23 protein-coding genes are annotated in these 26967 nt (G+C 71.3%); 6 read left to right on the top strand and 17 right to left on the bottom strand.

Translation table 11 applies throughout. The features are described from left to right. Positions 1 to 84 precede the first annotated feature (84 nt). Positions 85 to 957 carry a Bax inhibitor-1/YccA family protein gene (locus ACGH48_RS17260; RefSeq protein WP_111083414.1) on the bottom strand — a complete coding sequence of 291 codons (873 nt, stop codon included), beginning with the start codon at positions 955 to 957 and terminating at the stop codon, positions 85 to 87. Positions 958 to 993: 36 nt separating this feature from the next. After that, entirely contained in the window at positions 994 to 1983 is a 990-nt protein-coding gene (locus ACGH48_RS17255) for a DUF817 domain-containing protein (RefSeq protein WP_396289514.1), read from the bottom strand. A 106-nt stretch (positions 1984 to 2089) separates the two neighbouring features. Between ACGH48_RS17255 and ACGH48_RS17250 the strand changes: the two genes are divergently transcribed. The 5 genes from ACGH48_RS17250 (at position 2090) to ACGH48_RS17230 (ending at position 10889) form a co-directional block, all read left to right on the top strand. Continuing rightward, positions 2090 to 3100: a glycerophosphodiester phosphodiesterase family protein gene (locus tag ACGH48_RS17250; protein WP_396289512.1), complete on the top strand. Its 1011-nt coding sequence runs from the start codon at positions 2090 to 2092 to the stop codon at positions 3098 to 3100. A gap of 12 nt (positions 3101 to 3112) precedes the next feature. Continuing rightward, a complete protein-coding gene (locus tag ACGH48_RS17245; protein WP_123311818.1) occupies positions 3113 to 5557 on the top strand; it encodes an ATP-dependent helicase in 2445 nt (814 codons plus the stop codon). A gap of 231 nt (positions 5558 to 5788) precedes the next feature. Then, a complete protein-coding gene (locus ACGH48_RS17240) occupies positions 5789 to 7147 on the top strand; it encodes a pyridoxal phosphate-dependent decarboxylase family protein (protein WP_396291138.1) in 1359 nt (452 codons plus the stop codon). After that, positions 7144 to 8517, top strand: a complete 1374-nt coding sequence (locus tag ACGH48_RS17235) for a lysine N(6)-hydroxylase/L-ornithine N(5)-oxygenase family protein (protein ID WP_396289511.1) — start codon at positions 7144 to 7146, stop codon at positions 8515 to 8517. Before ACGH48_RS17240 ends, ACGH48_RS17235 begins: the two co-directional genes overlap by 4 nt. Further along, complete coding sequence (locus tag ACGH48_RS17230; RefSeq protein ID WP_396289510.1) at positions 8514 to 10889, top strand: GNAT family N-acetyltransferase; 2376 nt, start codon at positions 8514 to 8516, stop codon at positions 10887 to 10889. Before ACGH48_RS17235 ends, ACGH48_RS17230 begins: the two co-directional genes overlap by 4 nt. A 92-nt stretch (positions 10890 to 10981) precedes the next feature. Here the strand turns inward: ACGH48_RS17230 and ACGH48_RS17225 are convergent, their stop codons facing one another. The 10 genes from ACGH48_RS17225 to ACGH48_RS17180 form a co-directional block, all read right to left on the bottom strand. After that, a complete protein-coding gene (locus tag ACGH48_RS17225) occupies positions 10982 to 11617 on the bottom strand; it encodes a pyridoxal 5'-phosphate synthase (protein WP_396289509.1) in 636 nt (211 codons plus the stop codon). An 18-nt stretch (positions 11618 to 11635) separates the two neighbouring features. After that, on the bottom strand, positions 11636 to 12286 hold the full coding sequence (locus ACGH48_RS17220; protein WP_396289508.1) for an NUDIX domain-containing protein: 651 nt from the start codon (positions 12284 to 12286) through the stop codon (positions 11636 to 11638). Beyond that, complete coding sequence (locus ACGH48_RS17215) at positions 12283 to 13863, bottom strand: nicotinate phosphoribosyltransferase (protein WP_123311829.1); 1581 nt, start codon at positions 13861 to 13863, stop codon at positions 12283 to 12285. The genes ACGH48_RS17220 and ACGH48_RS17215 overlap by 4 nt, the downstream gene beginning before the upstream one ends. After that, on the bottom strand, positions 13860 to 14711 hold the full coding sequence (locus ACGH48_RS17210; RefSeq protein ID WP_396289505.1) for a phosphoribosyltransferase family protein: 852 nt from the start codon (positions 14709 to 14711) through the stop codon (positions 13860 to 13862). Before ACGH48_RS17210 ends, ACGH48_RS17215 begins: the two co-directional genes overlap by 4 nt. A 24-nt stretch (positions 14712 to 14735) precedes the next feature. Next, positions 14736 to 15326: a hypothetical protein gene (locus tag ACGH48_RS17205; RefSeq protein WP_396289504.1), complete on the bottom strand. Its 591-nt coding sequence runs from the start codon at positions 15324 to 15326 to the stop codon at positions 14736 to 14738. A 5-nt stretch (positions 15327 to 15331) separates the two neighbouring features. After that, entirely contained in the window at positions 15332 to 16012 is a 681-nt protein-coding gene (locus ACGH48_RS17200) for a hypothetical protein (RefSeq protein WP_396289502.1), read from the bottom strand. Then, positions 16012 to 16875, bottom strand: coding sequence for a hypothetical protein (locus ACGH48_RS17195; protein WP_396289500.1), 864 nt, complete (start codon positions 16873 to 16875; stop codon positions 16012 to 16014). Before ACGH48_RS17195 ends, ACGH48_RS17200 begins: the two co-directional genes overlap by 1 nt. Continuing rightward, positions 16872 to 18758 (bottom strand): putative T7SS-secreted protein, encoded by a 1887-nt coding sequence (locus ACGH48_RS17190; protein ID WP_396289498.1) that lies wholly within the window; start codon positions 18756 to 18758, stop codon positions 16872 to 16874. The genes ACGH48_RS17195 and ACGH48_RS17190 overlap by 4 nt, the downstream gene beginning before the upstream one ends. A gap of 2 nt (positions 18759 to 18760) precedes the next feature. Next, positions 18761 to 19090: a DUF6507 family protein gene (locus ACGH48_RS17185; RefSeq protein WP_396289496.1), complete on the bottom strand. Its 330-nt coding sequence runs from the start codon at positions 19088 to 19090 to the stop codon at positions 18761 to 18763. A gap of 107 nt (positions 19091 to 19197) precedes the next feature. Then, a complete protein-coding gene (locus ACGH48_RS17180) occupies positions 19198 to 19494 on the bottom strand; it encodes a WXG100 family type VII secretion target (RefSeq protein WP_071404660.1) in 297 nt (98 codons plus the stop codon). 107 nt (positions 19495 to 19601) lie between these two features. Here ACGH48_RS17180 and ACGH48_RS17175 point away from each other — a divergent pair, with 107 nt between their 5' ends. Further along, a complete protein-coding gene (locus tag ACGH48_RS17175; protein WP_396289494.1) occupies positions 19602 to 24023 on the top strand; it encodes an FtsK/SpoIIIE domain-containing protein in 4422 nt (1473 codons plus the stop codon). Between the two features lie 12 nt (positions 24024 to 24035). On the opposite strand, the gene ACGH48_RS17170 is transcribed toward ACGH48_RS17175, so the two are convergent. The 5 genes from ACGH48_RS17170 to ACGH48_RS17150 all read right to left on the bottom strand — a co-directional run bounded on the left by ACGH48_RS17170 (position 24036) and on the right by ACGH48_RS17150 (position 26860). Beyond that, positions 24036 to 24644 (bottom strand): FHA domain-containing protein, encoded by a 609-nt coding sequence (locus tag ACGH48_RS17170; RefSeq protein WP_396289492.1) that lies wholly within the window; start codon positions 24642 to 24644, stop codon positions 24036 to 24038. Further along, positions 24644 to 25252, bottom strand: coding sequence for a hypothetical protein (locus ACGH48_RS17165; RefSeq protein WP_396289491.1), 609 nt, complete (start codon positions 25250 to 25252; stop codon positions 24644 to 24646). Before ACGH48_RS17165 ends, ACGH48_RS17170 begins: the two co-directional genes overlap by 1 nt. 5 nt (positions 25253 to 25257) lie before the next feature. After that, positions 25258 to 26061, bottom strand: a complete 804-nt coding sequence (locus ACGH48_RS17160) for an oxygenase MpaB family protein (RefSeq protein WP_396289490.1) — start codon at positions 26059 to 26061, stop codon at positions 25258 to 25260. 92 nt (positions 26062 to 26153) lie between these two features. Beyond that, a complete protein-coding gene (locus tag ACGH48_RS17155) occupies positions 26154 to 26519 on the bottom strand; it encodes a hypothetical protein (protein ID WP_396289489.1) in 366 nt (121 codons plus the stop codon). Between the two features lie 47 nt (positions 26520 to 26566). Then, positions 26567 to 26860 carry a hypothetical protein gene (locus ACGH48_RS17150; RefSeq protein WP_123311852.1) on the bottom strand — a complete coding sequence of 98 codons (294 nt, stop codon included), beginning with the start codon at positions 26858 to 26860 and terminating at the stop codon, positions 26567 to 26569. Positions 26861 to 26967 lie beyond the last annotated feature (107 nt).

Genomic DNA, 26967 nt, shown 5'->3' with positions numbered 1-26967 from the left:
CAGCCCCACAACGCCACAGCCCCACTGCTCCGGGAACGACGAAGGGCCCCGGCAGCGCCGGGGCCCTTCGTGGACGCGGTGGTACTAGTTGCGCGCGCTGCTCGCGACGATGGCGAGGATGCGCAAGATCTCGAGGTACAGCCAGACGAGCGTCACGATGAGGCCGAACGCCGCGGTCCACGCGTAGATCTTCGGGGCGCCGCGCTGGACACCGGTCTTGATCTGGTCGAAGTCGAGGATCAGCGAGTACGCCGCCATGACCACGACGAAGATGCCGATGAGGACGCCGAGCGGGATACCGAACAACGTCACACCCATGAGGCCGAAGGCGCTCTGGGTCACACCGGTCCACATCAGGACGAGGTTCACGAGCGAGAACGCCATGTACCCGACGATCGCGATGAGGAAGAAGCGGGTGGCCTTCGGGGTCGCACGGACCTTGCCCGACAGGAACAGGAGCAGCGTGACCGCGAACACCCCGAGGGTGCCGAACACGGCCTGGGCGACGATGCCGCCAGTCTGCGTGAAGTTGTACTCGAAGAAGTTCGAGATCCCGCCGACGAAGAGCCCCTCGAAGAACGCGTACGTCAGGATCAGACCCGGCGACGGCTTCTTCTTGAAGGTGTTCACGAGCGCCAGGACGAACCCGACGATCGCGCCGACGATCCAGACGATCGGGGGCAGGTTCCAGCCGGCCACCGCGCCGACGAGCAGCACACCGAAGGCGAGCAGCGTCTTGACGATGGTGTCCTCGTACGACATGCGGTCGGTGTCGACCGTCGATGCCGCCGGGCGGTCGTACATGTACTGCAGCTGCTCGGGGGTCATCCCGCCCTGTGCCTGCTGCGGGGTCTGTCCCCAGCCGGCCTGCTGCTGACCAGCGCCGCGCCCGCCCCAGGTGTTGGGTCCCTGGGCGTTGAAGGCGGGGGACTGGTCGAAACCGGGCTTGAAGGCCATGGTGTCCTCTTCCTAGGAGATATGAGTCCTCTCAGCCTAGGTGCGCTCGGTCGCGGAAGGCTGAGGATTCGCGGCGAGCGGACGCGGGCCCGTGGGCCCTGACGACGGCAGCCTATGGGCACCCGCTGCGCGCGCGCCTCGAAGTCGTCGAGAGTCCGCCGTCGAGCGCGCCGACCCGGACGGCAGCACCGGGTACAGCCAGGTCACGAGCGCGACCGAGATCGTCATGAGCAGGAACCAGGCGACGATCTTGGTCGGGGCAACCGGCTGCCACAGCGCGAGCTGCGCGGGGTAGCTCCACGCTCCGGCCCAGGTCGCGACGTTCTCGGCGAACCAGATGACCACGGCGACGAGTCCCATCGCCACGAGCACCGGCATGCGCACCGTCGCCCGGTGGATCCGGACGTGCATGGTCGTGCGGGCGAAGAGCAGCACGACGAGCGCGAGCAGGACCCAGCGGGCGTCGGGCAGGAAGTGGTGCCCGAAGAAGTTCAGGTACACGCCGGCAGCGACGACGGCGAGCAGCCACTGCCGCGGGTACCGGTCGAACCGCAGGTCGAACAGGCGGTGCACACGGACCATGTACGACCCGACCGCGCCGTACATGAAGCCGGAGAACAGCGGGACCCCCGCGATGACGAACAGCCCGTCGGGTCCGTACGACCACGAACCCATTTGTGTCTTGAACACCTCCATCACGGTGCCGACGACGTGGAAGAGCAGCACGACTCGGAGTTCCCGCACGGTCTCGAGCCCGAACACGAGCATGCCGAGCTGCAGCAGCACGGCCACGACGGTCAGCACGTCGTTCCGGAAGGCGACCGGCACGGTCAGGTGCACCACGGCCATGGAGCCGAGCAGCAGCGCCCCGAACGCGCACGCCCATGCCTGCTTCGCGCCGAACACCAGGAACTCGGTGACGAACAGCCGGACGGGCCGGTGCGGCTGGTGCCCGGCGTCGAGCAGTCGGCGGGCGGCGCGGTCGATCCGGGCCTCGACGGCGGTGGAGAGCGAACGGACGGTCATGCGGCGATGGTCAGCGTCGATGCTGGGAAGCACGGGCTCCGGCCGGGTGCGTGTGTCCCGCGACACAGGACGGTCGGCCGTCACCCTGGCCCAGTAGGGTCGCGCCATGACCCTCGTGATCGCCCACCGCGGTGCGTCCGGCTACCGCCCCGAGCACTCGCGGAGCGCGTACGAGCTCGCCATCGAGCTCGGTGCCGACGCGATCGAGCCGGACCTGGTGCCCACGAAGGACGGTGTGCTCGTGCTCCGCCACGAGAACGAGGTGTCCGGCACCACCGACGTCGCGGACCACCCGGAGTTCCGGCACCTGCGCACGACGAAGACCGTCGACGGCCAGTCCCTGACCGGCTGGTTCACCGAGGACTTCACGTGGGCCGAGCTGCAGACGCTCCGCACCCGCGAGCGCCTGCCCGCGCTGCGGCCCGGGTCGGCCGAGCACGACGGCGAGGAACCGATCCTGCGCCTCGAGGACCTGCTCGCGATCCTCGACGTCGCACCCCGTCCGGTCGGGCTGGTCGCCGAGGTCAAGCACGCGGCCTTCTTCGACCGTGCGGGCTTCCCGATGGACGAGCTGGTCGACCGCGCGCTCGGTGACGCCGGGTGGCGCCGGGACGAGCGGCTCACGGTCGAGAGCTTCGAGAAGGGCGTGCTCCGCGAGCTGCGCGAGCGGCACACGGGTGGTCGGCTGGTGTACCTCCAGGAGGCCCGTGGCAGCGCCGCCGACGAGGTCGCGTCCCACGGATCGCTGGCTCCCACGTACGCCGCGGAGCGTTCCGAGGACGCCCTCGCGTCCTTCGCGACCGAGTTCCACGGCATCAGCGTCGACCTCGGCACGCTGATGGCCGGGGTGGACAGCGTCGCGCTCGAGGACCCGACGCCGGTGCGGAGCGCGATCGTCGACCGTGCCCACGCGGCGGGGCTGGCCGTCTACACGTGGACGCTCCGGCCGGAGAACCGGTTCCTGCCCGGGCCGTTGCGCCGGGGCGGGGACGTGGCGGCCTTCGGGGACTGGGAGCGCTGGTACACCTCGGTGATCCGGACCGGTCTCGACGGGGTGTTCGCGGACCACACCGACCTGGCGGTCCTCGCCCGGTCGGCTGTCGGGGGTCCCGCTTAGACTGTCCCGAACATGACGATCGTGCTCGACCCCTTCGAATCGACGCCCGAGCCGGGCGCCGGTGCCCGTGCGTACGAAGACCCGTTCACCGCGGGCCTGAACCCCCAGCAGAAGGAAGCCGTCGAGTACCGCGGCGAGTCCCTGCTGATCGTGGCCGGCGCCGGGTCCGGCAAGACGAGCGTCCTCACGCGCCGCATCGCGCTGCTGCTCGCCAACCGTGAAGCCTGGCCGTCGCAGATCCTCGCGATCACCTTCACGAACAAGGCCGCGGCCGAGATGCGCGAGCGTGTCCGGGCGCTGGTCGGCGGCGAGTCCGACGGCATGTGGATCTCGACGTTCCACTCGGCGTGCGTGCGCATCCTCCGGCGCGAGGCCGAGCGGTTCGGGTTCGCGCAGTCGTTCACGATCTACGACTCCGCCGACTCCAAGGCCCTGCTGAAGCGGATCATCAAGGACCTCGAGGCGGACACGCTCGGGCTCACCGTGGGCGCAGCGGCGTCGAAGATCTCGAAGCTCAAGAACGAGCTGCAGGACATCGACTCCTACGCGCGCAACATCAACGTGAACGACCCGCAGGAAGTCATGTTCACCGAGGTCTTCCGTCGGTACACGAACGACCTGCGCCGGGCGAACGCCTTCGACTTCGACGACCTCATCGGCCAGACCGTCTTCCTGTTCCGGGCCTTCCCCGAGGTCGCTGCGCTGTACCAGCGGCGCTTCCGCTTCATCCTGGTCGACGAGTACCAGGACACGAACCACGCGCAGTACTCACTGATCCGCGAGCTCACGCGTCCGGTGCCGGTCGAGCAGGTCGACAAGCTCGAGGACTCCGGCCAGCACGTCGCTCGCATGCGCGAGCGCGATGGCTCGATCGCCGGGGCGTCCCTGACCGTCGTCGGTGACTCGGACCAGTCGATCTACGCGTTCCGCGGGGCCGACATCCGCAACATCGTCGAGTTCGAGCGCGACTTCCCGAACTCCAAGGTGATCCTGCTCGAGCAGAACTACCGGTCGACGCAGACCATCCTCGACGCGGCGAACGCCGTCATCGCGAACAACTTCGACCGTCAAGCGAAGAACCTGTTCACCGACGTCGGCGCGGGCGAGAAGATCGTCGGCTTCACCGGGTACACCGGCCACGACGAGGCACAGTTCGTCGCCGACGAGATCCAGCGCCTGCGTGAGGACGGCATGGACTACCGCGACATGGCGGTGTTCTACCGGACGAACTCGCAGACCCGTGCGCTCGAGGAGATCTTCATCCGCGCCGCGATCCCGTACCGGGTGCTCGGCGGCACGAAGTTCTACGAGCGTGCGGAGATCAAGGACGCCATGGCGTACCTGATCACCGTCGCGAACCCGGCAGACCCGATGGCGCTCCGCCGCGTGCTCAACGTGCCGAAGCGCGGCATCGGGTCCGTCACCGAGACGACCCTGCAGCGCTACGCCGACGAGCACGAGACCACGATGCGCGATGCCCTGCGGCACGCCGACGAGCTCGGCTTCGGCCCGAAGGTCCGCAACGCCATCACGGCGTTCGCCGCGCTGCTCGACTCCGTGTCCGAGAAGGCCCAGACCCAGCCGGTCGTCGACACCCTGACGCAGTTGCTCGACGGCTCCGGCCTGCTCGAGAACCTGCGGAAGTCGCCCGATGCGCAGGACGCCGCCCGCGCCGACAACATCGACGAGCTCGTGGCGGTGACGCGCGAGTTCCAGAAGAACAACCCCGAGGGCACGCTGACGGACTTCCTGACCGAGGTCTCGTTGGTGGCTGCGGCGGACGAGCTCGACGACTCGTCGGGCACGGTGTCGCTCATGACGCTGCACACGGCCAAGGGTCTGGAGTACGAGGCCGTGTTCCTGACCGGGGTCGAGGAAGACCTGCTGCCGCACCGGATGTCCGCGAACGAGCCGGGTGGCCCCTCCGAGGAACGCCGCCTGTTCTACGTCGGCATCACCCGCGCGAAGAAGGTCCTGTTCCTGTCGCTGGCGATGACGCGCGCGCAGTTCGGCGACGTCAACGTCGCGATGCCGTCGCGCTTCCTGCAGGAGATCCCCGAGGGGCTCATCGAGTGGAAGCAGTCGCCGGGCATGGCGAACAGCCGTGGCGGCACGCAGCCCCGCGCGCTGAACGCCAAGCGCGAGGGCGGCATCGGCGGTGGCGGCGGCGGTGGGTACCGCGGTGGCGGCGGTTGGGGCGGTGGCTCGTACGACCGTGCGGCGGCCGCGTCGAAGACCCGCCCGAAGACCGAGTGGGCGAACCGGGTGTCCGGCCAGGTCCGTGACAACGGGGACATGGAACTCGTCGCCGGTGACCGCATCAAGCACGTCGACTTCGGTGAGGGCACGGTGTCCGCGGTGACCGGCCAGGGCGCGAAGCGCATCGCGGAGATCGCGTTCGACTCCGCCGGTCGCAAGAAGCTGCTCATCAAGATCGCGCCGATCGAGAAGCTCTAGCCAGAGCCGGCTGAACGTCCGTACACCCCGCCGGTTCCCCGGCGGGGTGCGTTCGTCGTGGGCACGAGGACGTCGCGCCACGCCCGAGACCTGGGAGTCCACCCCTGTTCGGGTGACACCGAAAACGTGGTGAGGTTAGCCTTACCTAACGTGACAGCTCTCAATCAGACAGCCCCCATCGAGATCCTGACCGCGGCCACCGCCGAGCGCTACCGATCGACGGTCGGGTCGATGGTCGACCGGCTCGCCGACCGCTTCGCCACCGTGGACCGCCCGACGACCGCGACCGACCCGCGTGCGCTCCACGACCGGGTGCGCGCCGTCGACCTGGACGCCGCCCCGGTCGGGACGGAGCAGGCGCTCGCCGAACTCGACGACCTGTTCGTCCGCGAGGCCGTGTGGTTCCACGACCCCGGCTACCTCGCGCACCTGAACTGCCCGGTCGCGCTCCCAGCGGTCGCCGCCGAGTCCGTCCTCGCGGCGGTGAACCCGTCGGTCGACACCTGGGACCAGTCCCGCATCGGCACGGACATCGAACGCCACGTGGTCGACTGGCTGGCCCGCCGGGCTGGGTTCGCTGCCGGTGACGGAGTGTTCACCTCGGGTGGCTCGCAGTCCAACCTGCAGGCGCTGCTGCTGGCACGCGAAGCCGTCGGCGTCGCCGGCACCGTGTTCACGACGGCGGAGACCCACTTCAGCATCGCGAAGTCCGCTCGGCTCCTCGGGCTCGAGGCCGTGGTCGACGTCGCCACCGACCACGCCGGTCGGATGCGGCCGGCAGCCCTCGCCGAGGCGATCGCCGTGACCCGTGCGGCGGGCGGGACACCGATCGCGGTCGTCGCGACCGCCGGCACCACCGACCGCGGGGTCATCGACCCGATCGAGCCGATCGCCGACGTGTGCGACCTCGAGGACGTCTGGCTGCACGTCGACGCCGCGTACGGCTGCGGACTGCTCGTGTCCCCGACGCGTCGGCACCTGCTCGCCGGGATCGAGCGGGCGCGCAGCGTGACGACCGACCTGCACAAGTCCTTCTTCCAGCCGGTGTCCTCGAGCGCACTGCTCGTCCGCGACCCGGCCGACCTGCGCCGGACGGCCTGGTACGCCGACTACCTCAACCCCGAGGACGCCGCCGAGCCGAACCAGGTCGACAAGTCGCTGCAGACCACCCGCCGCTTCGACGCCCTGAAGCTCTGGGCCACCCTGCGCGCGACCGGGGCCGACGCGATCGGCACCGCGTTCGACGCCGTCATCGACCTCACCGCCGCCACCCACCGGATCGTCGAGGAGGACCCCGACCTGGTGCTCGTCGCCCCGACGCAGCTCAGCACCGTGCTGTTCCGCTGGCAGCCGGCCGGGGTGACCGACGACGAGGCCGACGCGCTCGTCGCCCCGATCCGCGCGGCCCTGCTCGCCGAGGGCCGGGTCCTCATCGCGAAGACCGTGATCGACGGCCGCCCGTGCAACAAGCTCACCCTGCTCAACCCCGAGACGACCCCGGCGCAGATGCGTGCCTCGCTCGACCACGTCGCCGCGACGGCAGCACGGGTCCGCGCGACCACCACCGCCCCGGAAGGAGCAACGCGATGACCACCGACCGCACCGTGCACGACCTGATCGGCATCGGCATCGGCCCGTTCAACCTCGGCCTCGCCTGCCTGACCGACCCGCTCGACGACCTCGACGCGGTGTTCCTCGACGCCGCCGACGGCTTCGCCTGGCACCACGGCATGATGCTCGACGACGCCACGATCCAGGTGCCGTTCATGGCGGACCTGGTGACGATGGCGGATCCGACGTCGCCGTTCTCGTTCCTGGCGTGGCTCAAGGAGACCGGCCGCCTGTACCCGTTCTACATCCGCGAGGACTTCCACCCCCTGCGCAGCGAGTACGACGCCTACTGCCGCTGGGCCGCCGACCAGCTCGACACCCTCCGCTGGGGTCGGTCCGTCACGGCGGTCGAGCACGACCCGACGATGGACGTGTTCACGGTGCACGCCGAGACCGATCAGGGTCCCGAGACGTACCGCGCACGCCACGTCGTCGTCGGCATCGGCACGGAGCCGTCGGTCCCCGCCCCGCTGCGTGGGATCGCCGGGCCGGCGATCCACTCCGCCGAGTTCCTGCCGAACCGGGACGCCCTGCGCGACGCCGGGTCGATCGCCGTCGTCGGCAGCGGGCAGTCCGCCGCCGAGGTCTACCGCGAACTGCTCGAGGACATCCGGCAGGACGGCTACCGCCTCGACTGGATCACCCGGTCGCCGCGGTTCTTCCCGATGGAGGACACGAAGCTCACCCTCGAGATGACGAGTCCGGAGTACACCGACCACTTCCATGCCCTGCCCGAAGCCGTCCGCGATCACCTCGGGCGCGAGCAGCGCGGGCTCTACAAGGGCATCAGTGCCGACCTCGTCGACGAGCTCTACGACCAGCTGTACCGGATCAGCGCACGTGGCCCGATCCCGACGAGCCTGCGCACCGAGACCAGTGTCGTCGACGCGGAGTGGCTCGCCGACCGGGGCACGTACCGGCTGACACTCCGCCACGAGCAGCTCGGCGAGACCTACCAGCACGAGGTCGAGCGGCTCGTCCTCGCCACCGGTTACCGCCCACGGGCGCCGCGGTTCCTCGATCCGGTCGAGCACCTCGTCGCCCGGGACTCCCAGGGTCGCCTGGCCGTCGCGCGCGACCACCACGTCGACACGCTCGGCGGGCGCATCTGGGTGCAGAACGCCGAGGAGCACACGCACGGCCTGACCGCGCCCGACCTCGGCATGGGCGCGTGGCGGAACGCGTCGATCATCCGGTCCGTCACGGGTCGCCCCGTGTACGGCCTGGAGGCCCGGATCGCCTTCCAGGAGTTCGGCCTGCCCGACACGGACCAGTCGACGGCCCCGGTCGCCGGCGCGCACCGCGCGCCGGACCGGCAGGTCACCGAGCGCGCGGAGGTGCCCGCATGAGCGCCGATGTGACGAGCACTGCACCGGTCGGTGCGCCCGAGGCGACGGTGTCCGCCGGAGCCGCTCCGGGCCTCCTGACCGTCGAACCCGTGGACCCGGACCGCGACGCCGCCGTCGTCCAGTCGTGGCTCGCCCACCCGGCGTCGTCGTGGTGGGAGATGGGCGACCTCGACGTGGACGGCGTCCGGGACTACCTGACCGGCGTGCAGGCGGACCCGGCGCAGGCCGCGTGGCTCGGCCGCCGCGACGGCGAACCGTGCTTCCTGGCCGAGACCTACGACCCCTCGGCCGTCCTGCTCACCGACGTGTGGGCGGCGGAGCCCGGAGACGTCGGCATGCACCTGCTCGTCGCACCGGCGCCGGCCGGGGGCCGCGTGCACGGACTGACGAGCGCCGTGATGCGCGCCGTCGTCGAGCACTGCCGCGACGCCCTCGGGGCACGTCGGATCGTCGTCGAACCGGACGTGCGGAACACCGCGGTGCAGGCGAAGAACGCCGAGGTCGGGTTCCGCGCGTTGCGAGCGGTCGACGTCGACGGCAAGCGGGCGCTGTTGTCGGTGCTCGAGACCGACCGGATCGGCGTCTCCGACGACGACGGGCCGGCCGCCCACCTGCGGCCCGAACACCTGGAACCCGCCGAACGGCACCTCGTCGCGAAGGCGATCGCGGAGTTCACCCACGAGCGGATGATCGCGCCCACGCAGGAGGGCGACGGCTGGCGGTTGGACGCGGGTGACTCCACCTACCGGTTCCGGGCACGGCAGCACGTGCTCGAGCACTGGGCGATCGACGAGACCTCGCTGACGCGGACCCGCGGCGGTGCCCCGGTCGCGCTCAGCGCCCAGGACCTCGTGCTCGAACTGCGCGACGTGCTCGGGATCCCGGACGAGATGCTCGGCACGTACCTGGAGGAGATCGCCTCGACCCTGGCGAGTGCCGCCGCGAAGCACCGGCGGGGTGGGCCCTCGGCCGCGCAGTTGGCGCGCGGGCGGTCCGACGGCGGCGTCGCCGGCGCCACCGCGTCCTTCCAGGACGTCGAGTCGGCGATGACCGAAGGGCACCCGGCCTTCGTCGCCGCCAACGGGCGGATCGGGTTCGGCCTCGACGAGTACCGGGCCTTCGCGCCGGAGTCCGGCGGCCGGTTCCGCTACCGGTGGCTCGCCGCCCGACGCGCGCACACGCACCTGGCGCTCGCCGCCGACCGGACCGAGCAGGCGCACTGGGAGTCGGAGCTCTCCGAGACGGTCGTGGCCGGGTTCCGCTCCACGCTGGAACGTCGAGGCCTGGACCCCGACGACTACGTGTGGATCCCCGTGCACCCCTGGCAGTGGCAGCACCGCATCGCCGTGACCTTCGCGCCCGACCTGGGACGGCAGGACCTGGTCGACCTCGGCGAGGGGCCCGACGAGTACCAGCCGCAGCAGTCCATCCGTACCGCGTTCAACCGAACCGATCCGACACGCTCGTACGTGAAGACGGCGCTCGCCGTGCAGAACATGGGGTTCCTGCGGGGGATGTCGCCCGCGTACATGCGGAACACCCCGGCGGTGAACGACTGGGTCGCGTCGATCGTCGCCGCCGACCCGACGCTCGCGTCCGTCGGGTTCTCGGTGCTGCGGGAGCACGCCGCCATCGGGTACACCGGCGACGCGTACCACCGGGTCGACGTGTCCTCGCCGCAGCGGAAGATGCTCGCGGCACTGTGGCGGGAGAGCCCGCTGCCGCGGGTGACGGACGGCGAGCGACTGCTGACGATGGCGGCGCTGCTGCACCGAGATGCCTCGGGCGACGCCGTCGTCTCAGCGCTCATCGAGGAGTCGGGGCTGCCCGCCGACGCGTGGGTGCGGCGCTGGCTCGACGCGTACCTGCTGCCCGTCGTGCACTGCCTGACCGTGCACGACCTGGTGTTCATGCCGCACGGCGAGAACCTCGTGCTCGTCGTCCGCGACGGCGCCGTCGTCCGTGCCGTGATGAAGGACATCGGGGAAGAGGCGGCGGTGCTCGGGCGGCACGACGACCGTCCGGTGCCGGCCGACATCGACCGGATCGTGCACCCGGTGTCCGACGACGAAGCAGCGCTCGCCGTGTTCACCGACGTGTTCGACGGGGTGCTGCGGTTCGTCGCCGCGATCCTCGACGACGACGGGGTCCTGCCCGAGGGTCGGTTCTGGGAGGTCGTGGGGGAGTGCATCGACGCGCACGCCGCTGCACACCCGGACCGCCGTCGACCGTTGGACCTGCGGGTGCCGACGTTCGAGCACTCGTGCCTGAACCGGTTGCAGCTGCGGAACACCCTGTCGATGGTCGACCTGGCGGACCAGTCGGCGTCGCTCATCCGGGCGGGGGCGATGGCGAACCCGATCGGGCGGTAGGGCGGTTCCGTTCCCACTCGCCCAACCAACGTGCGCTCGCGCCGCGGAATCCCGCGGTTCGAGTGCACTTTGGTTGTGCGGAGCGGACTCGACTACGGCTGCAGGCGGATGGCCGACCAGACGCCGTCGGCGAGCACGTACTGCAGGCGGCGGTGCATCCGGTCGCGGCTGCCGTGCCAGAACTCCACCACGTCGGGCTCGAGCCGCCACGCCACCCACCCAGCCGGCCGTGGAACGGCGTCGTCGGACTCCTCGAGCAGCATGTTGGCGTCGTCGATCAGGTCCTGCAGCGTCCGGGGTTCGAGCACGGCGGACTGGTCGGCGATGGCGGTGGCTGCGCGGGACTTCGGTGAGCGGTCGGCGAACAGCGCGTCTGATTCGTCGTCGGACAGCTGCACCGCCCGGCCCTCGAAGCGGAGCTGCTGCATCGTCTCGCGCCAGTAGACCTGGAGTGCCGCGTGCGGGTTCTCGGCGAGCTGGCGACCCTTCGGGCTGAGCGTCGAGGTGCCGAACACGAGCCCCCGGTCGTCGAGCCGCTTCACGTCGACGGTGCGGGCGGACACTCGGCCGTCCGCCCCGGCCGTGGCGAGGGTCATCGACTTCGGCTCGGAGACGTCGCGTTCGTCCGCGGCGTCGAGCCATTGCTGCGCGAGGTCGAGCGGTGACGCCGGAGGTGCGTCGAACTCGGGCAGGTGCAGGGAGTCGTCACCGGACAGGGAGGAGGACATGCGTCCACCCAACCGTGCTCAGTCCTGCCACGTCCAGGCTGCCGGGGGACGCCCACCCCGCGGCCCCGCGCTCGCAGTGGCGTCGACCCGCGCAAGCGCGGTGTTCGTGCGGAGCGTCCGGTTGAGGTTGCCCGGGTCCGGTGTCGTCCCCGTCAGCGCGATCCGCAGCCGAGCGGCATCGGCCGTGGTGAAGGGGTCGCCGAGCAGTGCTCGTGTGAACGGCAGGTCGGACCAGAGGAGTACTCGGGCGCGCTCGAGGGCTGCGTCGACGACCCGGTCGTGGTCGAACGGCAGGCCGAGCGGCAGCGAGCCGACATCGTGCCACGTCGCGTCGGAGTCCGCTGCCGGGTCGATGACCGCGAGGAACGCGATGCTGATCGCGGCGCTCCGCGGATCGCGGTCGGGTCCGTCGAACGCGCCGACCTGTGCGAGGTGGCGCACCGCCGTCGGGCCGACCCCGGTCTTGGCCCGCAGGGCGCGCCGTGCACCGTCGGCGAGGATCTCGGCGCCGTCGAGGAGCACGCCGGGGAGGGCCTGCTCTCCGGCATACGGTGCGTACGCCCGCCGCGCCGTGGCGACCCGGAGACCGCCCGCCGTCGTGAACGACATCGGGACGACGTCGATCGCGATGAGCGGTTGGTCGCGGATCGCCGCTGCGGCGTCGTTCACGCGGTGGCCGCCCGGCGGGTGGCTCGGGCCGCGCGCTCGTGGCGGAGCGTCTGGCGGACGTCGGCGAAGGACTGGAGGCGCGTGAAGCGTCCGTCGACCCACACCGGCTGGAGCAGGCTGGTCGCCTCGTCGTCGGCTGTGGCCTGGTCCGTCTGCCGGATCTCACCGGTCTCGTCGCGGTGCAGGGCGATGCGGCCCTTCGCGCTCTTCTTGCCGCTGCCGGTCTTCGGGTCCTTCTGGATGTCGACGGGCTCGCCGTCGACGAGGGCCCACGTGGCCTTGACCGCGCTGCCGAGGTTGTCGCGGGTCATGTACTGGTACGTGTACGAACCGATGCCGAGCACGATGTTGTCGCTCGAGTACCCCTTGGCGGCCAAGCGCTCGTAGATGCGACGGGCACGGTCGAGAGTGATGCTGTCGCCGTAGATGACGCCGATGTGCTGGTCGAGGACCTTGAAGCCCTGCTCGTTCACGGTGTGCCCGAAGATCTCGTCGAGCAGCTCGACGACGCCCTTCTGCTCGTGGCTGCGGTCGGCCGCGAACAGTTCAGCGTCGTCGACGCCGTGCACGGTTCCGGTGACGATGTCGACCGGGTCACCCGAGTCGGGGCGGATGACGAGCTTGCCGTCACGACCGGTGATGCGGTCCTTGAGCTGCGGGAGGGTCTCGGTGATGACCTTGAACAGGTCGAAGCCGTCGCTGACCGCCGAGACGATGCCCGTCGGGTACACGTCGAGGATCTGCTCGAACGTCGCCAGCTCGCCGTCGGCGCCGCGGACGCACATCACGCTGTGCTCGGTGGCGGGCACGCTCGCGGCCACCCAACCGTTGTCGCCCGGGTAGTAGCGGTCGATGAAGTCGAGCGACGGCATCGAGTCGGTGCCGAGGAACGACAGGAGGTGGCCCGCGCCACCCGCTGCGGCCGATTCGATGCTCGACTGCCCACGGAACGAGAAGTCGTGCGCGGCGAAGTCGATGCCGGCTGGGACCGCGCCGGTGCGGGCGGCCCAGTCCTCCATCAGGTCGCGGTACTCGAGTGCCTTCGTGGCGACCGTCGACGGGTGCCAGATCGAGGCTGACAGCGCGGTCTCGATGTAGTTGGGCAGCCAATAGAACTCGTCGATCGTGTTCTCGACCGTCAGGGTCGCGACGCCGATCGGTGCGAGGGTCCCCTCGGGCAGCGCACGGATCTCGAGGGGCAGGTAGCCGAGGCGGTGCAGGGCCCGGACGTGGTCGGTGCCGATGTGGTTCGGGCCGAAGTAGCTCTGCAGCGCTTCGTCGAACAGCCGGACGACCTCGTCTTCGTCGGCGGCGAAGAACGGCGCCCAGGCTTCGACGAGCGAGCGCTGGATGAACGCCTGCAGCCCGAAGACCACGGCGTGCGTCGACTCGGGCATGTGCGCGTTCGACCGGTTCGTCCAGTTGATCAGGATGCGGGTGGTGCCTGCCGGGTAGACCTGCCGGTGCGAGTGCTTGTAGCCGTCGACGGCCAGCAGCGGCGCGATCGGGCTCGCCGTGGTGATGCGCGGCTCGATCCCGGTGCTCGTGCTGGTCGTGGTGCTCGTGGTCTGCGTCATCGGATCTGCTCCGTCAGGTAGGGGGTGAGTGCGATCGTGCGCAGGCCGTCGATGGCGTTCTGCGCGGGGTACGAGTCGGTGGTGACGATCTCGCCGAAGTGGTCGGCGAGCTGTGCTGCCCGGCCGGAGAAGACGCCGTGCGAGACCCAGAGGCCGAGGCGTTCCTTGGGCAGGCCCGTCGAGCCCGCGAGCCCCATGAACGTGCCGCCGCCGTCGCAGATGTCGTCGACCACCAGGAACCGGCCGGTGTCGGGCAGGGGTTCGCAGGTGAAGCCGTCGAGCTTGCCGGTGTCGGGGTTGCGGTGTTTCTCGGCCCGGTAGAGCGGCAGCCCGCACGCCTCGGCGACCGCGGTTGCCCGGGGGACCGCGCCCTTGTCCGGAGCGATGATGCCGGTGTACGGGTCGCCGCCGTCGTGCTCGGGTGCGCCGACCACGGCGTCACGGACGACCTGCTCGCTCGTGACGACGGTCAGGTTGTCGACCAGGCCGACGACGACCGGCGAGTGCGGGTCGAACGCGATGACCTGGTCGAGGTGGAAGCCGTTGAGGACGTCCGCGTAGACCTTCGCGCCGAACGGCAAGCCGCGGTCCTGCCGGGCTCCGGGCAGGTAGGGGACGAGCGCGACGGACCTCGATCCGCGCTGCCGCACGGCGTCCGCCCACATGCCGAGCATGATCAGGTCGTCGCCGTTCGTGCCGCGCAGGGTCGCGATCTCGGTGAGGCCCCCCGGCTCGGCGGTGTCGTTCGCGACCTTGACGTGGGCTTCACCGGCGGGGAACCGCATGGTGGAGAACGTCGGTGTCGTCTGGTTGCCCTGGGCGTCCCAGGTGCTGAGTTCGACTGCCATGGCTCGACCGTACCATAGTACTTGTCAGAGCGACAAGAACGCGGCTTCGACGGCTGCGTGCGCTCCGGTCCGCCACGGACGCGGCAGCCCTCGGGCACCTTCGACCACGAAGATCGCCGGGTGCGGTCGGTTGCCGAGGGCGTGCACGATCGCCTCAGCCGTCGCTCGGAGATGCTCAGTCAGCACCACGGGGAGCGACCACCGACCCGAACGGAGCATGAGCGACCGCCCGGGCGAGACGGTGTCGGCGGTGATCGCGGCCCAGAGGCCGGCGGCCGTCCCGAGCGGAGTCGACGTCACGGACCGGAGCGTGGCGAGCACCGGCGGCCGAGGAGGTGGGAGGAACTCCGTACCTGCGCGGGACGGGCCCGCCGGGTCGATGACGAACCGTACCGAGCCCGTGGCCTCGCGCTGGCGGAGCGTGTCGCTGGAGATGCACTGCGTCCCGGCACCGAAGTCGGTCGGACGGTCGGTCGGATCGCTGTAGGCCCACTGCACCGCGGCACCGCGGTCGGCCTGCTCCCGTTCCGGCGGGCCGAGCGAGTCGACGACCAGGTGCAGTTCAACCGGGACGCCGACCCGCTGGACCACGGCAGCCGAGCGTCCGCGGTCCATCGATCTCAGCGCCGTTCGACGTGCGCGAGCGGCTGCTGCTGCCGGACCCACGTGGCGTGCTCGACGGGGAGCTCGTCGATCCAGGCGGTGAGGACCGGCACCGGGACGTCGTGCGCGCGTGCGACCTCGAACACGATCTCGGAGAAGGCGAACGCGGCGTTGCGATCCGTCGTCGCCAGCACGACCATCAGGTCCTCGGGCACGATGTCGACACCGTGGCGGAACAGCCACACCCGGACCACGTCCGGCGTGCGTGGCGCCCGTTCGGCGAGTGCGTCGGAGAACCCCTGGGACGCGGACGGTGCCGGGCGGAGCGTGACCTCGGCGCCGTCGGGGAACGGGCCGCCCGCGGCGATGACCGCCTGCTTCTCGTCGGGCTGCACGACCTGCGGGTAGGGCTGGTCGATGTCGAGCACGAGACCCCAGTCAGTCGGCAAGCCGGCGACCAGGCGCGACACCGGCAGCGACAGCGGCGTGGCGGCGACACCTGCCGGGATGCGGGCGACGGCCGCTGCAGGATCGGTGAACGCCAGCGCGAGCGGGGTGCCTTCAGGGCTGACGACGCCGAGCGGGATTCCCTGCTCGTCGTGTCGGAGTGCGACGACCTCGGCTGCCGCGAACGCGAAGCGCGAGCGAACCATCAAGGCGCGTCGCTGTGCGGAGGTGATGTTCGTGGTGGTGCTCATCAGGAGAAGATCCTCGCGAACAGGCTCGGTCGTGCCGTCGACGGGGGTGTGAACACGAGCGCGAACGTCGGGTGCAGCGGGTCGCCGGGGTGGGGGATGTCGCGGATGATCGCGTACCCATCGGAGAGTACCTCCGAGTGGATGCCCGGCGGGAACACGAACCGGGCGAGCAGCTCGGTCCAGTCGTCGGCTCCGCGGATCTCGGTGCCCCACGTCGGGCGGACGACACCGGACAGCGTCGTGTACGCACCGAGGTCAGGACGGACGTCGAGCCCCAGTTCCGCGATCGTGCGGACGACCGGCGCGAGCCTGCCCCATCCCTGTTCGTACGGGCCGGTGGACGGCACGGTGTAGGTGCCGCGCCCGTCGACCGGCAGCGGTTCCACGGTCTTCTCGATGCGGGAGACCGTGGTCGGCACCACACCGGGTTCGTGGCGGTCGATCGCTGCTCGGTCCGGGCTCATCGTCGTGCGGAATCGGCGCACTTCGTACTCGTTCTTCCAGCCGTCCTCGATGTTGACGTCGGTTCGACCGTCGACCGCGAACGATGCAACGTGGAACGAGTCCGCCAGGGCCACCGACTCGAGGACCGCGGGCGCGGACGTCGTGTGGACGAGTGCCGAGCGCGGGACGACGACCTGGCGCCCACGCTCGAACAGCGTGCCGTCGAGGTCCTCGACCTCGTACCCGTCGGACGACAGGGCGTTGAGCAGTGGCAGGCTCGCGCCGTACTCCGGCCAGAGCGGATCGACGGTGTCGGTGATGGCCCACCGGCCGTCCGTGGCGCGCTCGGGCAGGGCGTTCCAGGACGGTGACCGGTCCAGGAGCTCGTGACCCGCCCGGGTGACGCCGCTCCGGGTCACCGCAGTCGGTCCTGGACGGACTGCGTTGCCTCGCTGATGTCCCACGGTGCCGTCACGATGCCTGCCGCGACCGCCGGTCCACGGGCGCCGAGGTCCTGCAGCGCGTTCGCGTACTGGTGCGTCGTGAGGACCCCCGGCTGCGGACTCCGCGTGGCCGGGTCCATCAGCACCTGGTTCATCCCGTCGGGGACGACGTTCCCCGCCTGGTCGACCGGGCTGAGCACGCCGGCGTTCACGAGGTCGTTCGTCGACTTGTCCGTGAACAGCTGGTGCTGCCCGCCACCGCCGAACTGGGTGTTCGCCTGCGCGGTGCCCTCGGCGTGCGGCAGCGGCTGGTTCACCAGGTAGCTGTCACCCGTGTTGCGGTAGTCGGAGTGCGTCTGTGCCCCTGCAGGCACGCCGTCGTGTCCGGCTGGCGACTGCACGCCCACCTGCACGGACTCGCTGTAGTTCGAGGCACTGCCACCGGCGTGCATGGTGCCGTCAGGGACGTAGAAGTTGCCGTGGCCAGGACCGCTGATCTGGAGCGTCTGCCCGACGAGCGAGCCGGCGTCGCCGTTCGCCCAGCGGTCGACACCCAGGTAGCCACTCTGGAAGCCGCCCTTGCCGCCCTGCCAGTGCCGTGCGAGTTCTGCGAGCGACGAGCCGCCGTTGTCCCAGTACGCCTGCGTCGCTTTGTTCGCGATCTCCGGCATCGATCGGATCGAGGCGATGAAGCCGTCCCCAGGGCGCCGGAGGGAACCGACCGCCGCCGACCCACCGTGGACGGCGAGGGCGCGGAGCGACTCGACCGAGCGCAGTGCGGCACCGTGGCGCAGGTTGTTGACCAGGTGCAGACCCGGTGCGAACAGCTGTCGGCTCTCCGATGCGACGTGCCGACCGGCTGAGCTGAACTTGGCGGCGAGCGAGGCGCCCTTCGCGAACTCCTCACCGATCTTCGCCGCGGTGGTGATGCCCTTCATCCCGGGGATGCAGTCGAGCAACGCGAAGGCGAGGTCCCACCCGTCGGCGGTGCCCTTCGACATCTTGTACAGGGTGTCGGCGAGCACGAGCAGGGCGGCACCGAGGACGATCCAGGCGAGTGGCCCGCCGATGATCATGACGATGATGCCGCCCACCGCCACGACGACCTTCGCGATGGAGACGATGGTCTCCCACGCCTCGGACCCGAAGATCTTGTCCCACCCGGACTGCTTCCCGAGCCCCGCGTCAGCCGCTTCGCCGATCTTCGTCGCGGTCCGCTGCTCCGCGTCCTGCCAATCACCCTTCGCATCCGCCACGAGCCGCTTCGCCGCGTCGATCCGCGACTGCGCCGCCGCGATGTCGCCCTGCGCGGACGACACGGACCCCTGCGCGACGGAGGCGTTGTCGGACGCTGCCCGCAACTGCGCCGGCGAGGGTACGTCCACCCCGTCGGGCACGTCGGACCCGGCCGGGTACTTGTCCGCGACCTTCGACAGGTCGGACGACGTCGACTGGTAGTGCGTCAGGTTCGACTGCGCGTCGGCGAGCCGGTCCTGCGCCGCGGCGAGGTCCCCGGAGGCGTCCTTCGCGTCCGCGAGCGCACCATCAGCCCGGTACTGGGTGTCATCGACCGTGTCCGCCCACCCCGACAACGCCGTCGCGGCCGCCTCGTACGAGGCCACGAGCTTGGTCAGATCCGACGGGGTGTCCTCGATCGCGTCGACGAAGACGTCGGCGGCTTCACCTTCCCAGTCGGTCAGCCACCCGGACCCCTTGACGGAGTTCAGCCGGGTCGAGGCGTCATCGGCTGCGTCGGAGATGCGCTGGTACTCCCGCGACATCATCCGGAGCGTCGACGGATCACCCTTGACCGGGTCGTCACCCTGATCGACGACGTCCCACCCCGATGGTCGCCCCATGACTACACCGCCCTCGAGGCAGCGGGTCCGCCGCCGCCGTTCTCGTCGTTGACCTGCAGCGCCTGTGCGAGCTGCGCGTCGGTCTCGGTGTAGGTCTCGACGGATGCGCTGAGCATGTCCGCCAACGCCTTCGTCGAGTCGCTGATCTTGTCGCGCTTGTCGCCCCAGCGGTGGTCGAAGTCGTGCAGGGCGTTCTGGACCGTCCCCGATCCGATCTCGTCGTCGGACGCGTCGACGCGCTTGTGCGCCTGTTCGAGCGTGCTGTGCACGGTCGTCAGGTCGGTCTGGAGCTCCCCGAGCCCCATCAGGTCAACCAGCAGTCTGCCTGCCACGGAACAATCCCTCCCCGATCACGAACCGGCGCCGCCACGACGGCGCCACAAGAACCGCGACGACCCCGTGCCCCACGTGATCGCGGGGCACGGGGTCGACGACGGTCTCAGCCCTTGAGGCCGGAAGCGAGCGACTCGTCCGTCTCGGACAGGGTCTGCGACGCCTTCGACAGGAACGTCGACAGGCCCTCGAGGCCCTGGACGGTCTGGGTCACGCCACGGTTGAACTCGTCGTAGGACTCACCGAACGCGACGGACGACTTGTCGGTGACGTAGCCGTCGGAGATGAGCTGCTGGATCTTGCGCTGCAGTGCGGAGAGGCGGTCTTCGATGTCCGCCTGGCCCGCCTTGAGGTCGGAGGCTGCTGCCTCGAGGTCTGCGTACGAGACGTTGATGTTCGCCACGGTGTGACTCCCTTTCCCCGGAGTTTCGTCATGTCCCCCCAACGGGGCGTGTTGCAGGGGACACTACCATCGTCCTGCGACATGTAGTCAACGCTACGGGGGATGCCATGACCTTCACGTTCACGATGGTCGACCGCGAGAGCGGCCAGACCGCCAACGTCTACGTCGACGGGGACGACACCCGTGCGGTCGGCGAGCTCGTCGCCGAGGCCGAACGCCTCATCGCGACGGACGTGGTGGCATCCGGACGGACCCCGGCGTACTTCGTCGGCGAGCAGCCGCTCGACCTGGCCGCGACGGTCGCCGAGTCCGGTGTGCGTGAGGGCGTGGTGGTGGCGCGCAGCCTCGAGCAGGTGCCGCCGCAGCCGCTCCGCCCACTGACCGATGCCGAGATCCGGATCGTGTCCGGGCTGCACGCCGGGACCATCGTGCGGGTGGGCACCGGCACGGTGACGATCGGCACGGCGACGAACGCCACGGTCCGTGTGCCGGTGAGCACCACCGACGAGGTCGAGGCCGAGGCGTCCGGAGCCGAGACCGTTCCGGAGGTCGCCCTGCTCGTCTCGGTCACGGCCGACGGCGCCACGGTCCGTCCGGCGAACGGCTTCGCCGGCGCGGTGCTCGACGGTGCTGCCGTCACCGAGGAGACCGACTGGCCGGAGACCGCGCAGCTCGCGATCGGCGGGGTCCTGCTCGGGTTCGGTCGCGCGCCGGACCGCGGGGCGCACCTGTCCCTCGCCGACGACGGCATGTCGCTCGAGTACAACCGGCCGCCGCGCATCCTGCCGCCCGACGAGCACACCCGCTACCAGCTCCCGGCCCCGCCGACCGAGCCCCCGGCGCGGGCGCTGCCCATCCTGATGGCGCTGGCGCCGATGGGCATGGCCGTGATGTTCGTGTCGACCACCGGTCGCTGGATCTACCTGCTCATCGCCCTGCTGTCACCGATCCTGATGATCATCACGGGCCTCCAGGGCCGCCGGCAGGGCAAGAAGACGTACCGCCAGCGGATCGTGGAGTACGAGGACACCAAGGCGCGCATCGAGGCGGACGCGACCGAGAGCCTCCAGTCCGAGCGGGCGCGCTGGATCGCGAGCGCCCCCGACCCGGCTGCCGTCTACGAGACCGCGGTGACACCGCTGCCGCGCCTGTGGGAGCGACGCCGGACGGACCCCGACCACCTGCTCGTCCGTGTCGGCACGGCAACGCAGCGGTCCGAGGTGACCATCGAGGACCCGGAACAGCTGTCGCACAAGCGGACAGTCGCCTGGGACGCGACCGACGTGCCGGTCCGCATCCGCCTGGCGGAGCGTGGCGTGATCGGCATCGCTGGTCCGGACGACGACGCCCGCAGGCTGGCGAACTGGGTGGTCGCGCAGCTCGCGACGCTGCAGAGCCCGAAGGACGTCACCTTCACGCTGCTCACCGACACCACCCGCACCGCGCTGTGGGAGTGGATGTCCTGGTTGCCGCACGTGCGCCGCGACGGCGCCGACCAGCCGATGACGAGCATCGCGTCGAACGCCGCGACGACCGCGCGCGCCATCGCCGAGCTCGCCGCGATCATCGACGCCCGCAAGGAGGCGGGGATCGGCAAGAAGACCCCGCCGGCCGACGAGATCGTCGTCGTGATGGACGGCGCCAGGCGCCTGCGTGCGATGCCGTCACTCGTGCAGGTGCTCAAGGAGGGGCCGGCGGTCGGGGTCTTCAGCATCTGCCTCGACCTGGACGAGCGGCTCCTGCCCGAGGAGTGCGACGCCGTGGTCGTCGTCCGCGACGACCGGATCCGGGTCACCCAGCAGCGCAGCGAGCGCATCGACGACGCCCGACCCGACCTGGTCGACCAGGACTGGCTCGAGTGGGTCGCCCGCTCGCTGTCGCCGATCGTCGACGCCAGCCCGGACGTGCAGGACGGCGCCATCCCGTCGTCCGCGCGGCTGCTCGACGTCCTCCAGCTCGAACCGCCGACGTCCGAGGCCGTGCAGGCCCGGTGGCTGCTCGGCGGGCGCAGCACGACCGCCGTCATCGGCGCGTCGATCGACGGGCCGTTCGCCATCGACCTGCGGAACGACGGCCCGCACGGACTCGTCGCGGGCACCACCGGCTCCGGCAAGTCGGAGCTGCTGCAGACGATCGTCGCGTCGCTCGCCGTCGCGAACCGGCCGGACGAGATGAACTTCGTGCTCGTCGACTACAAGGGCGGTGCGGCGTTCAAGGACTGCGTCGACCTGCCGCACACCGTCGGCATGGTCACCGACCTCGACACCCACCAGGTGGAGCGTGCGCTCGAGTCGCTCGGCGCCGAGCTCCGTACCCGCGAGCACGCCCTGGCCGAGGTCGGTGCGAAGGACCTGGAGGACTACCAGGACCTGCAGGCGAAGCGCGCCGCGTCGGGCGACGCGATCCCGAGCCTGCCGCGGCTGCTCATCGTCATCGACGAGTTCGCCTCGCTCGCCCGCGAGCTGCCCGACTTCGTCAAGGGCCTGGTCAACATCGCCCAGCGCGGGCGGTCGCTCGGCATCCACCTCGTGCTCGCCACGCAGCGCCCCGGCGGTGTCGTGTCGCCCGAGATCCGCGCGAACACGAACCTCCGGATCGCGTTGCGTGTCACCGACCAGTCCGAGAGCCAGGACGTGATCGGCGCGAACGACGCCGCGCGGATCGCGAAGACCACGCCGGGTCGCGCGTACGTGCGGCTCGGTGCCGCCTCGCTGCTGCCCTTCCAGTCCGGTCGGGTGGGCGGCCGCCGGCCCGGCACGGACGACCAGGAGGCCCGGCCCGCCCTGGTCCGCGAGCTCACCTTCGCCTCGTACAGCGAACCAGCCCCCCGCCCGGCAGCCGTCGAGGCCGCCGCCAGCGACGTGGAGGTCACCGACCTGAGCGTCCTCGTCGCGTCGATCGGCGACGCCACCCGTGCCCTCGGCACCCCCGAGCAGCGGAAGCCCTGGCTGCCCCCGCTCGGCGCGGTCGTCGGGCTCGACGACGTCGAAGCCGCCGGTGCTGCCGGCACCGCGGACCTGCCGCCGCTCGCCGTGGCCTGGGGCATCGAGGACCACCCCGGCGACCAGCAGCAGCGCCCCGCGGTGTTCGACCTCGACGCCGACGGGCACCTGTTCGTCATCGGGTCGCCGCGCTCGGGCCGCAGCCAGACGCTCCGCACCCTGGCCGGTGCGATGGCCCTGCGCCTCGGCGTCGGCGACGTGCACCTGTACGGGATCGACTGCGGCAACGGCGCCCTGCTCGCGCTCGGTGCCCTGCCGCACTGCGGTGCCGTGGTGCAGCGGCACGAGCCCGACCGGGTCTCACGGCTGCTCGGCATCCTGCTCCGCACCGTCCAGGAGCGCCAGGCGGCGTTCGCGAGCGGCGGCTACTCGTCCATCGCCGAGCAGCGGTCCGACGAGCACACCACCCCGCTGCCGCACGTCGTCGTGTTCCTGGACCAGTGGGAGAGCTTCATGGCGACCCTGGCCGACGCCGAGAACGGTGCGCTGCACGACGCCGTCCAGACGCTGCTGCGCGAGGGCGTCGGCGTCGGCGTGCACCTGATCGTCTCCGGCGACCGCACCCTGACCTCCGGCCGGATGTCGAGCCAGGTGGAGCGGAAGCTGCTGCTCGCCCTGGCCGACCGCGGCGACTACAACTACGAGGGCATCAACGGCAAGAAGCTGCCGGAGTCGATCCCGCCCGGCCGCGGCTTCCGGAACGCCACCGCGACGGAGACCCAGGTCGCCGTGCTGCCCGGCGGCCTCGGTGGACGCGACCAGGCGGCGGCGCTCCGCGGCATCGGCGACGAGGTCCGCGCCCACGTCCCCGCGACCGTGCCGAAGCCGTTCCGGATCGACGTGCTGCCCAGGTCCATCACCTTCGAGGAGGCCGTGCGGTACCTGCCGTCGGCGGAGGCCTCGGTCGGCAGGGTCGCCCTCGGCGTCGGCGGCGACGAGCTCCGGCTGTTCACGCACGACTTCGTGCAGGACACCCCCGTGTTCATCGTCGCCGGCAGTCCGCGGTCCGGCAAGAGCACGGCGCTCGTCGCGATGGCCCGGCACGTGCTGTCGGCCGGTGGGTCGGTCGTCGCGGTCACGCCGCGGGACTCCCCGCTCCGCGCGCTCGAGGGCGCACCGCGCGCGACCGTCGTCACCGACGCCGGGATCGGGGCCGAGGGGCTCTCGGCCGCGGTCGACACCGGCTCGGACGGCTTCACGCTCGTGCTCGTCGACGACGCCGAGGCGCTCAAGGAGACCCCGGCCGAACCGGTGTTCCGGGCGATCATGGACTCCGACCGGGGCCGTTCGGTCGGACTCATCATCGCCGGCGACGTCGAGGGCGTCGCGAGCGGGTTCCGCGGCTGGCAGGTCGACGCGAAGAAGGCCCGTCGCGGCATGCTGCTCGCGCCGCTCAGCACCGTCGACGGCGACCTGATCGGCACGAAGCTGTCGAAGAGCCTGGTGACGCAGGACCGGGTGCCGGGACGAGCGCTGCTCAACGACGCCGACCAGGCACTGCGACTCGTGCAGGTGCCCGCCGACTGACGCGACGCTCCGTCAGCCGAGTGGGGCGTCGCCGACCAGCGCGGTCCGCGGTTCGGCGCGCAGGGTGTGTCCGCCGAACACCACGACGTCGCCCGGCTGCACCACCGTGCGCTGCGCCGGCGGCACCATCGTCGCCGGGAACCCCGGCCGCCGCAGCTCGACCCCGTTCGCCGACGCCGTGTCGAGCACCCAGAGCGAGCCCTCGGCGCCGAACCCGAACTCCAGGTGCGTGCGGCTGAGCAGCTTGTCGGGGTCCTCGAGCGCGATCATGTGCGCGTAGCCGCCGTCCGGGTGGGCGCTCGCCGGGTCGCGGCCGATCAGCCCGCCGCCGGACACGGTCACCCGCTGGTGGTCGTCGAGGACCAGGACCGCGGCAGCGGTCTGGCGCGCCGGAGCCGCGTCGCGTCGAGCCGCCCCACCGGCGGAGCCGAGCGGACGCCCGGGCAGCTGCGCGACGGTCGCCCGCACCCGGTCGGCACTGGCGCGGGGAGCCGGCGGCGGCGTGACGACCGCACGCGCGAGTTCGCCGCGCTGCGCCATCCGCGCGAGGTCGTCGACGGTGACCCGCTCGACGACGGGTTCGACGGGCTTCCGGCGCTTCCGGAACGGCCAGATCCGCATCAGTCGACCCCACCGCCGACGGTGGCGGAGTCGATGAGCTCGAAGGTGTCGGTCACGGTCTCGAACAGTTCGTACAGGGGCTCGGCCAGGTCGGTCGCGGGCGAGGACACGCTCACCAGTGCGACCTGGTCACCGGCCGGCACGAACGTCTGCATGAGCACGACGTCGAACGAGCCGCGGCCGTCCGGTGCCTGCACGGTCGAGACACCCCAGACACGCGGCACACGGCCGATCCGGGGGACCTCGTGCACGTCGACGTGCATGCCGTCGTCGTCACCACCGAGCGCGGCGACGTGGTCGGTCAGGGCGGCGAGCGGGTCGCCGCCGGCCTCGGGCGCGGGCAGGACCGTGACGGTGAGGGCACCGGAGACGATGCCGTCCTCGCTCGGTTCGGCGAAGGCCGCGCAGTACCGGGCACCGCTGTCCCACGCCGACCGCGCGAACCGGCGGAGCGCCCGGACGATCTCGGTGCGGTGGTCCCAGAGCTCGCGTTGGTCCTCGATGCGCTCCTGCACGAGGGCGCTGATCCGGTCGTCGCGGCGTTCCGGCTCGACGGGCAGCTCGAACCAGGAGCGGGGGACCGTGATGGCGAAGTGGTCGACCGACATGCCCGCTACCGTACCGTGGCGTGTCGCCCGGCCGTCCGGCGCATCGCCCGGAGCAGCAGCGGGCCCGGCAGCCGCAGCAGTGCGCCGGGCAGGACCGACCGCACACCGCCGACCAGCGCGACCGTCCGACCGAACCGCCGCTGCTCGCGCGGCCCCCACGCGAACCCGTACGCGGCGCGCAGCTGTTCCGGCAGCATCCCCACCGTGACGATCCGGACCAGGGGCATCGCAGCGCGCACCCAGAGCGGCGCGAACCGCGGGTGCAGCAGGTCCCGCACCACCCCGCGGGCGTCGTCGGTGACCTCGAGCCGGTCGAGCGTGTCCGCCCAGTACCGGTCGAAGGCGGCGACCGACGTCGGCCAGCGATCGGCGGGCACCCGCAGCGTCGTCGCGATCGGGGCGTAGGCGGCGAGGACGTCCTCCGCCCGCTCCGCCGTGACGGGCGCACCGAACAGGTCGTGCGCCCGACGTGCCGAGTCGAACAGGGTCGCGGCCACCCACAGCTGCCGGTCGACGTCGTCCGCGCCGGTCACGGGGACGTGGGCTCGGTTCACGAAACGGGCGGCGATCGCGGCGTCCTGCTCCGTGCCGGAGACGACGGCGTACACGAACATCAGGGTGTGGGCCAGCCGCTGCTGCGGTCGTCGTGCGAAGTCCGAGTGCCGGCGGACGCCCGCCGCGACGACCGGGTCGGCGATCTGCAGCAGGATGGCGCGGCCGCCCGCGGCCACGGGAGTGCTGTCGGCGAGGAACCGACGCAGGTCGCGGTTGTGGACGCGACCGGACGACGGACGGGAGGTGGGCCCCACCAGCCGGTTCCGGCGCACCGCGCCAGCGGGGTGACGGCCGTGACTGGAGGGACGTGGCGGGCCCGACACCGGGCCTCCAGACCGTGGGGTGGTCACGGTCCACCCCGTCGGCGTCGCGCCCGCAGGACGGGGACGAGATCAGCGGCGATCGCCGCGAGGAGCGCGACCGCACCGGTCGCGAGGGCGATCACCAGGTACGTGCCGTCGACCCGGACGTCGCCCGTCAGGGCGAGCAGGGTGGCGACGAGCCAGATCGCAGGGAGCGGCCAGCGGCGGCTCGGTGCTCCGGTGACGACGGCTCCGACCACCGCGATCGCGAGGAGCGGGACCCATCGTCCCGCGGGCTCCGACTGCGCGGCGAGGTGCGCCGAGGCCCCGACGAGCAGCATCGCCGCGATCGCCACCAGGCGGGCGGCCGACGGCATGCTGCGGACGCTGGCACGGACACGACGGAACACGGCCCGATGCTACGGGCCGTGTTCCGCGGGTCCCTGGGGACCGCTGGTCAGAGCGGCTTGGTGCCGAGGTCGTTGCCCAGGTCCGGGCGGTCCTCGTCGGCGTCGTGCTCCCACAGGTCGGGCGACCCCTCGCGCGGGGAGCCGCCGGTCGGGCCGTCGTCGGTGCCGTCACCGGGCTGCGGCTCGACGGTCTCGCCGGCGACCGCGTCGTTCGTCACGGTCTCGAGGGACTCCTCGGACTCGTCCACCTCGTACGGGCCGACGTGCTCGCGGTCGATGTCGTCGTCGCGGCGCTGCTGGGCCTCGAAGTCGTCGACGGGGCTGATGCCGGGATCGCTCATGGTGGTTCCTTTCCGTTGCGGGCTTCCTGCCTACCCGCCGGCACCTGGCGACCGTCCGGTTTCGTGTCGCGTTCACCCGGAGGTCACCTGCCGGTCACACCGCCACG

It is taken from the genome of Curtobacterium pomorum (genome assembly GCF_044497295.1).
Lineage (GTDB): Bacteria > Actinomycetota > Actinomycetes > Actinomycetales > Microbacteriaceae > Curtobacterium.
This window is presented reverse-complemented; position numbering and strand designations above follow the sequence as displayed.

Coding starts and splice junctions, on each gene's coding strand:
- ACGH48_RS17260 (WP_111083414.1), bottom strand. CDS start 957: ATGGCCTTCAAGCCCGGTTTCGACCAGTCCCCCGCCTTCAACGCCCAG.
- ACGH48_RS17255 (WP_396289514.1), bottom strand. CDS start 1,983: ATGACCGTCCGTTCGCTCTCCACCGCCGTCGAGGCCCGGATCGACCGC.
- ACGH48_RS17250 (WP_396289512.1), top strand. CDS start 2,090: ATGACCCTCGTGATCGCCCACCGCGGTGCGTCCGGCTACCGCCCCGAG.
- ACGH48_RS17245 (WP_123311818.1), top strand. CDS start 3,113: ATGACGATCGTGCTCGACCCCTTCGAATCGACGCCCGAGCCGGGCGCC.
- ACGH48_RS17240 (WP_396291138.1), top strand. CDS start 5,789: ATGGTCGACCGGCTCGCCGACCGCTTCGCCACCGTGGACCGCCCGACG.
- ACGH48_RS17235 (WP_396289511.1), top strand. CDS start 7,144: ATGACCACCGACCGCACCGTGCACGACCTGATCGGCATCGGCATCGGC.
- ACGH48_RS17230 (WP_396289510.1), top strand. CDS start 8,514: ATGAGCGCCGATGTGACGAGCACTGCACCGGTCGGTGCGCCCGAGGCG.
- ACGH48_RS17225 (WP_396289509.1), bottom strand. CDS start 11,617: ATGTCCTCCTCCCTGTCCGGTGACGACTCCCTGCACCTGCCCGAGTTC.
- ACGH48_RS17215 (WP_123311829.1), bottom strand. CDS start 13,863: ATGACGCAGACCACGAGCACCACGACCAGCACGAGCACCGGGATCGAG.
- ACGH48_RS17210 (WP_396289505.1), bottom strand. CDS start 14,711: ATGGCAGTCGAACTCAGCACCTGGGACGCCCAGGGCAACCAGACGACA.
- ACGH48_RS17205 (WP_396289504.1), bottom strand. CDS start 15,326: ATGGACCGCGGACGCTCGGCTGCCGTGGTCCAGCGGGTCGGCGTCCCG.
- ACGH48_RS17200 (WP_396289502.1), bottom strand. CDS start 16,012: ATGAGCACCACCACGAACATCACCTCCGCACAGCGACGCGCCTTGATG.
- ACGH48_RS17190 (WP_396289498.1), bottom strand. CDS start 18,758: ATGGGGCGACCATCGGGGTGGGACGTCGTCGATCAGGGTGACGACCCG.
- ACGH48_RS17175 (WP_396289494.1), top strand. CDS start 19,602: ATGACCTTCACGTTCACGATGGTCGACCGCGAGAGCGGCCAGACCGCC.
- ACGH48_RS17170 (WP_396289492.1), bottom strand. CDS start 24,644: ATGCGGATCTGGCCGTTCCGGAAGCGCCGGAAGCCCGTCGAACCCGTC.
- ACGH48_RS17165 (WP_396289491.1), bottom strand. CDS start 25,252: ATGTCGGTCGACCACTTCGCCATCACGGTCCCCCGCTCCTGGTTCGAG.
- ACGH48_RS17150 (WP_123311852.1), bottom strand. CDS start 26,860: ATGAGCGATCCCGGCATCAGCCCCGTCGACGACTTCGAGGCCCAGCAG.